Annotated in this window: 6 protein-coding genes and 1 tRNA gene; 4 read left to right on the forward strand and 3 right to left on the reverse strand. The window is 58.4% G+C overall.

Annotation, left to right across the window (positions count from 1 at the left end):
• The coding region (locus AAAB35_RS12135; protein ID WP_340667026.1) for a dimethylsulfonioproprionate lyase family protein at positions 1-203 on the forward strand (203 nt) is incomplete at its 5' end.
• A gap of 63 nt (positions 204-266) precedes the next feature.
• Here AAAB35_RS12135 and AAAB35_RS12140 read toward each other — a convergent pair.
• Positions 267-1,268, reverse strand: a complete 1,002-nt coding sequence (locus tag AAAB35_RS12140) for an ABC transporter substrate-binding protein (RefSeq protein ID WP_340668537.1) — start codon at positions 1,266-1,268, stop codon at positions 267-269.
• A 471-nt stretch (positions 1,269-1,739) separates the two neighbouring features.
• A tRNA-Thr gene (locus tag AAAB35_RS12145) sits at positions 1,740-1,815 on the reverse strand.
• A gap of 288 nt (positions 1,816-2,103) precedes the next feature.
• Here AAAB35_RS12145 and AAAB35_RS12150 point away from each other — a divergent pair.
• The 3 genes from AAAB35_RS12150 to AAAB35_RS12160 all read left to right on the forward strand — a co-directional run bounded on the left by AAAB35_RS12150 (position 2,104) and on the right by AAAB35_RS12160 (position 5,844).
• Entirely contained in the window at positions 2,104-2,592 is a 489-nt protein-coding gene (locus AAAB35_RS12150; protein ID WP_340668538.1) for a (2Fe-2S)-binding protein, read from the forward strand.
• A gap of 84 nt (positions 2,593-2,676) precedes the next feature.
• Complete coding sequence (locus AAAB35_RS12155; RefSeq protein WP_340668539.1) at positions 2,677-5,022, forward strand: xanthine dehydrogenase family protein molybdopterin-binding subunit; 2,346 nt, start codon at positions 2,677-2,679, stop codon at positions 5,020-5,022.
• Between the two features lie 12 nt (positions 5,023-5,034).
• Positions 5,035-5,844, forward strand: coding sequence for a xanthine dehydrogenase family protein subunit M (locus tag AAAB35_RS12160; RefSeq protein ID WP_340668540.1), 810 nt, complete (start codon positions 5,035-5,037; stop codon positions 5,842-5,844).
• 10 nt (positions 5,845-5,854) lie between these two features.
• Here the strand turns inward: AAAB35_RS12160 and AAAB35_RS12165 are convergent, their stop codons facing one another.
• Complete coding sequence (locus AAAB35_RS12165; RefSeq protein WP_340668541.1) at positions 5,855-6,817, reverse strand: nitronate monooxygenase family protein; 963 nt, start codon at positions 6,815-6,817, stop codon at positions 5,855-5,857.
• Positions 6,818-6,877: the final 60 nt, after the last annotated feature.

Raw genomic sequence — 6,877 nt, forward strand, 5'->3', positions numbered from 1 at the left:
TTCGCTACCCGGACCATGACCATTCGCCCGAGGAGGTGTACCTCGTTCTTTCGAACGGAGAGTTCAGGCAGGGTGAAGGGGAGTGGTTTTCACCCGGCATTGGCGGTTCGTTCTACAACGTGCCGAATATCAATCACGCCATGCGATCCCTTGATAAACCACTCTTTGCATTTTGGGCGCTGCGTACGGACAAAGCGGCGTAAGCATTCCGACCCGCGCAGCAGGCGAACTGCGGTGCGCGTTTGTGCACCGCAGTTCTGTAGATGTCAGAGAGAAGTCTCGATTTTCTTGGCGGCTTCCGGGGAGACCCACTTGGTCCAAATGTCCTTGTTCTCCTTGAGGAAATGCTTGGCCCCGTCCTCACCAGTCGCCTGATTGTCAGTCATCCAGGCCATCAGCTTGTTGACTGTTTCGTTGCTCCAGGAACGCTTCTTGAGATAGTCCATCACGCCCGGATCAACCTTTTCAGAGAAAGGCTTCGCCAGCAGCGTAACAATTTTGTCGATTGGCCATGCATTCGGCTTCGGATCAGGGCAATCTGCCACCGTATTGCAACGCTTCCACTCCGCCGGGTCAGCGGGAGCGCCCGCCTCCAGCTTCACCATCGGGTATTTGCCGAGCAAAGCGGTCGGCGCCCAGTAATAGCCAACCCAGCCCTGCTTGCGCTCGTAAGCCTTGGCGATGGAACCGTCGAGGCCAGCTGCCGAGCCGGTATCGACTAGCCTGAAGCCGGCTTTCTCAGCATCAAAAGCCTTATAGAGTTGCGTGGTCACGAGAGTGCCACCCCACCCGGACGGACCGTTGAAGATTGCTCCCTTTGATGCGTCCTCGGGATCAGGAAAAAGTTCCGGATGCTTGAGCATGTCCGGTATGGTCTTTATATCCGGATGGGCATCGGCAAGGTATTTCGGTATCCACCAACCCTGATTGCCGCCATCCGGGAGCGGCGAGCCAACCGCTACGATCTTCCCCTCGTCAGTTCCCTTCTTGACGATTTCCGGGAGCAGATCGACCCATGCTTCGGGTGCGATATCCGGCTGACCCTTTTCCGCCATGGAGGTGATTGTCGGAACTGTATCACCGACGGTGATATCGGCCTGGCAACCATAACCTTCGTTCAGGATGATCTTGTCGAGATTTGAAAGCACCTCGGCGCTCTGCCAATTCATGCTTGCGATTGTGATGCTGCCGCATTCGGCGGCGCTGGCAAAGGAAGCTCCGCCGATCAGGCCAAAAATCAGGCATGTGGATGCAAGTAGTTTTTTCATTGTCGTTCCCTCTGTGTGCGGGCTTCAATCTTGAGCGGGATGCCGCGATCACCCGCCCGGTAGCTGTCAGGGATAATCTCCCATCGTCACCGATTTACCGAATGCAGTTTCCCGCCTGCACCATCGAACTTGGCAGGCGTATCGAGAATCCAATCCCGCGATTGCTCCACCTGGCCAACGCCTACGCCAACCATGCCAATTCCAACTATCTGCTCACTTCGCCAGAGAGTCATGGGGGTTTATAGCCATGCCTAGCGAAAAACCGGTCAAGCCTTTGCTGTGGTAGCCGGCCGATATGATTTAAACGAGGATAGGACGTTCGCGCACGAAGCAATCGTCGGCATGTCCCTCCAGATGCTGGACGGGGGTTATGGCATCATCACCCCGCATCAGAGAAAAGCAGCCGAGGTGTGAAATCTCCTGCACCAAGTCGTTTCTGAGCCGATTCTATGCAGCATAGGAGTTGAAAAGTGGTGCCGCTTGCGTGACTCGAACACGCGACCCCATCATTACGAATGATGTGCTCTACCAACTGAGCTAAAGCGGCAGGGAAGATGCTTCCCGATCCATGAATCCGGCAATCAGGTTCATGCCGAAGGATGACGCGCCTGATACCCGCATTGCGCGCCGAATGCAAGCCTTGAGATCGCTGCTTTTTGGCAAGCTGGCAGAAGGTGGGAGACAGCTGCCGCTCTTTTGATACGCGCGGAAACGGTAGGTTAGAATTTTTCTATTTAGACGATAGACAAGTGCGTAGGAGCGATTAATCTCAGCGTTAAGCACATGGGCCCCGGGAGAAGGCACATTTGCCATGTCAACGGTCTGGGAGGAACCTATGGCGAAGGTTGAACTGGTCGTTAATGGTCGAGCCGTAAAAGGCGAAGCCGAAGACCGCACACTACTCGTGCATTTCCTGCGTGAAAATCTTGGATTGACCGGCACCCATGTCGGCTGTGATACGTCGCAATGCGGCGCCTGCGTTGTGCATGTCGATGGAAAAGCGGTCAAGTCCTGCACGATGCTTGCGGCGCAGGCCTCGGGCTCGACCGTCACCACCATCGAGGGGCTAAGCCTCAATGGCGAATTGCACCCGCTTCAGGCGGCTTTCCGCGAGCATCACGCGCTGCAATGCGGCTTCTGTACCCCCGGCATGCTCATGAGTTCGGCGGACATAATCCGCCGGCATCCCGAAGGCCTGGACGAAGCCACTGTGCGCCTTGAACTTGAAGGCAATATCTGCCGCTGCACCGGCTATCACAATATCGTCAAGGCCGTGCTCGACGCATCGGAAAAAATGGGGAAGGGCGCCGAGAAGGCTGCCTGATCAACGGATTCAGTCTGGCAGCGGCCTCGCTTAGGAGCTCTATCGTCTCTCCAGCCAAGCCGTCTGCGACAGGGAGAACTAATCATGGGCGTTGAAGGTATCGGAGCACGGGTTCTCCGCAAGGAAGACAAAAGGTTCATCACCGGCAAGGGCAAGTATACCGACGACATGGTCGTGCCCGGCATGAAGCACGCGGCGTTCGTGCGTAGCCCACATGCCCATGCCAAGATCAGCAGTATCAAGGTCGATACGGCGCAAGCGAAGTCTGGCGTGATTGCAGTGCTGACCGGCAGCGAGCTCAAGGCTGACGGAATTGGCAATCTGATCTGCGGTTGGATGATCCATTCCAAGGACGGCACCCCGATGAAAATGGGGGCCTGGTCGCCGCTTGCAACCGACAAGGTTCGCTATGTGGGCGACGCCGTAGCCATCGTCATCGCTGATTCGAAGGGCGAAGCCCGCGATGCCGCCGAAGCGGTCGAGGTCACCTATGAGGAGTTGCCGGTCGTGGTCAACGCGCTCGACGCTCTGCAGCCGGGCGCGCCGGAAATCCATGCGGAGGCGCCGGACAACCTGATCTTCGACTGGGACCTTGGCGACGAGACCGCGACCAACGAGGCTTTCGCCAAGGCGGCTCACATCACGAAGATGGATATCGTCAATAATCGCCTGGTGCCGAACGCGATGGAGCCGCGGGCGACGCTAGGCGTTTACGATTCCGGCGAGGATCACTACACCTGCTGGACCACGTCGCAAAATCCGCATGTCGCCCGCCTCGTGATGAGCGCGTTCTACAATGTCGCGCCTGAAAACAAGCTGCGCGTGATCGCGCCGGATGTCGGTGGTGGGTTTGGTTCCAAGATTTATATATATCCTGAGGAGATTGTCTGCCTCTGGGCGTCGAAGAAGACCGGGGTTCCGGTCAAATGGGTAGCTGATCGCACCGAGAGCTTCCTCGCCGACGCTCATGGGCGCGACCATGTCACCCATGCGGAGATTGCCTTCGACAAGGACAACAGTATTCTTGGCCTGAAGGTCCAGACAATCGCCAATCTCGGCGCCTACATGTCGTTGTTTTCAAGCTGCGTTCCGACCTATCTCTATGCGACGCTGCTCTCTGGGCAATATGCCATTCCGGCGATCCATGCCAATGTGAAGACGGTGTATACCAATACGGCGCCTGTCGATGCCTATCGCGGCGCGGGGCGACCTGAAGCAACATTCGTGCTCGAGCGCATCATGGAAACGGCGGCACGCGAACTGAACGTTTCGCCTGCTGAGCTGCGGCGCAAGAATTTCGTAAGATCATTCCCGCACCAGACGCCGGTGATCATGTGCTACGACGCCGGCGATTTCGATGCGACGCTCGATGCGGCCATGAAGGCCGCCGACTATGCCGGCTTTGAGAAGCGCCGGCAGGAGGCCAAAAAAAGTGGCAAGCTGCGCGGCATCGGTATGAGCTGCTACATTGAGGCCTGCGGTCTTGCTCCCTCCTCGGCAGTCGGTTCGCTCGGCGCTGGCGTTGGTCTTTGGGAGAGCGCGGAAGTCAGGGTCAATGCGGTCGGCACGATAGAAATACTGACTGGCTCCCATTCCCACGGCCAGGGCCACGAAACCACGTTCGCCCAGCTCGCGGCCGAACGGTTCGGTGTGCCCATCGATAGTGTCTCGATCGTCCACGGCGATACGGACAAGGTCCAGATGGGCATGGGCACCTATGGCTCGCGATCCGGCGCGGTCGGCATGTCGGCGATAGCCAAGGCGCTCGACAAGGTCGAAGCCAAGGCCAAGAAGATTGCTGCCCATCTGCTCGAAGCCGACGAGGCTGACATCGAGATCAAGGACGGCGACGTGCGCGTTGCCGGCACTGACAAGAGCGTTCCCTGGTTCCAGGTGGCGCTAGCTGCATATACCGCACACAACCTTCCGTCCGGGATGGAACCCGGCCTCAAGGAGGGTGCATTCTACGATCCGTCCAATTTCACCTTCCCGGGCGGGTGCCACATCTGCGAAGTCGAGATCGATCCGGAAACCGGGACGACAGAGGTCGTCCAGTTTGTTGCCGCTGACGACTTCGGCAAGATCATTAACCCGATGATTGTCGAGGGACAGGTGCATGGCGGCCTCGCGCAAGGTATCGGCCAGGCGTTGCTCGAAGGGACGCATTACGACGAGAACGGGCAGCTCCTGACAGCAAGCTATATGGACTATACGATGCCGCGCGCCTTCGACCTGCCGTCCTTCAAGGTCATGAACACCGAGACGGCATGTCCTTCCAACCCGCTTGGGGTCAAGGGCTGCGGCGAAGCGGGAGCGATAGGCTCGCCCCCGGCCGTCATCAACGCCATCACCGATGCAATCGACAACAACGACCTCGCCATGCCGGCAACCCCGCAAATTGTCTGGGCCGCCATTCACGCGTCAAAGTAAGGGAGACAGGCCATGTATGAGACACAGTATCATCGCGCCACCTCCGTCGAAGGCGCAGCACGGCTGATGGGCGAAGCGGAGGATGGGAAGTACCTCGCAGGCGGCATGACGCTCATTCCAACGATGAAGCAGCGTCTGGCGTCGCCGAGCGATCTTGTCGACCTGCGCCGCATCGAGGCGTTGAAGGGAGTCAAGATTTCCGGCCGCACGGTTCATATCGGAGCGGTCACCAGTCATCATGACGTGGCGACGCACGCGGAACTTGCCAAAATCTGTCCGGCGATCACCAATCTTGCCGGCCACATCGGCGATCCTCAGGTACGCAACATGGGTACCATAGGCGGGTCAATTGCCAACAATGATCCGGCTGCCGACTATCCTTCCGCCCTACTTGCATTGGACGCGACGATCATCACCAATCGCCGCTCCGTCCCGGCGGGGGAATATTTCACTGGTCTCTTTGAAACTGCACTTGAACCCGAAGAAATCGTCACCGGTGTGGAATTTACCGTCCCAGACAAAGCCGCATTTAAGAAGTTCCCGAACCCTGCCTCGCTCTACGCAATGGCCGGTGTATTCGTCGCCAAATCCGGCGACACGGTCAGGGTTGCAGTGACGGGTGCTGGCGAGAACGGCGTGTTCCGACTGAAGGATGCCGAGAAGGCACTCGCGGCGGATTTCCACGCTTCGGCGCTGGATGGCCTGACGGTGGACGCGGATGGACTGCTATCCGATATGCACGCCTCGGCCGAATATCGCGCCAATCTGGTGAAGGTGATGGCCAAACGCGCCGTCGCCGAGATCGCCAGCCGGCCGATGTAGGATCGCCCTTTCAAGCAGCGCAGAGTTTCGCTTTCGCCGCGTGATATTCCCGCTCGAGCCGCGCCACGAGATCGCCCGCGGGAACGATTTCCTTGATGGCGGCGATGCCTTGGCCGCAGCCCCAGATGTCCTTCCAGGCCTTGGCGCCAGTCGTTGCCGCTTCAAAATCCATCTTTGAGGGATCGGCTTCCGGCAGGTGTTCCGGGTCCATCCCGGCCTTGGCGATCGACGGCTTCAAGTAGTTGCCGTGGATGCCCGTGAAGTAGTTGGAGTAGACAATATCCGTCGAGGTCGAGTCGACGATCATCTGCTTGTAGCCGTCGACTGCGCGTGCCTCATTGGTGGCAATGAACGGTGAGCCGATGTAGGCTAGATCCGCGCCCATGGCCTGCGCTGCGAGAATGGCACCACCGGTGGCGATTGCACCCGAAAGAAGCAACGGGCCATCGAACCATTCGCGGATTTCGTGGATCAGGGCAAATGGCGACAGCGGGCCAGCATGGCCGCCCGCTCCCGCCGCAACCGCGATCAACCCGTCCGCACCCTTGCGAATCGCGGAATTAGCGTGGCGGTTATTGATAATGTCGTGGAGTACGATGCCGCCATAGGAATGGATCGCCTCGTTCACCTCCGGCACCGCGCCGAGCGAGGAGATGACGATCGGAACCTTGTATTTGAGGCACATCCCGAGGTCATGTTCGAGCCGCTTGTTGGAGCGGTGCACGATCTGGTTGACTGCAAAGGGTGCGGCGGGACGATCCGGATTTTTCTCGTCGTGGTTGCGCAGTTCTTCGGTGATCTCGGCCAGCCACTCGTCGAGTTGCGCTTCGGGTCGCGCATTGAGCGCGGGAAAAGAGCCGACGACGCCTGCCTTGCATTGCGCAAGAACCAAAGCCGGGTGCGAAACGATGAACAAGGGCGCTCCGACGACTGGAACGCGCAGTCTCGACTTTAGTACATCCGGCAAAGCCATCAACCACTCCCAAGAAATTTTGACGTTTGCGTAAACGTAACTCTTTTACCAGACCTGTGG

Origin of the sequence: Phyllobacterium sp., from assembly GCF_037994425.1 — a bacterium.
Classification (GTDB): domain Bacteria; phylum Pseudomonadota; class Alphaproteobacteria; order Rhizobiales; family Rhizobiaceae; genus Phyllobacterium.

Coding starts and splice junctions, on each gene's coding strand:
- AAAB35_RS12150 (WP_340668538.1), top strand. CDS start 2,104: ATGGCGAAGGTTGAACTGGTCGTTAATGGTCGAGCCGTAAAAGGCGAA.
- AAAB35_RS12160 (WP_340668540.1), top strand. CDS start 5,035: ATGTATGAGACACAGTATCATCGCGCCACCTCCGTCGAAGGCGCAGCA.
- AAAB35_RS12140 (WP_340668537.1), bottom strand. CDS start 1,268: ATGAAAAAACTACTTGCATCCACATGCCTGATTTTTGGCCTGATCGGC.
- AAAB35_RS12165 (WP_340668541.1), bottom strand. CDS start 6,817: ATGGCTTTGCCGGATGTACTAAAGTCGAGACTGCGCGTTCCAGTCGTC.
- AAAB35_RS12155 (WP_340668539.1), top strand. CDS start 2,677: ATGGGCGTTGAAGGTATCGGAGCACGGGTTCTCCGCAAGGAAGACAAA.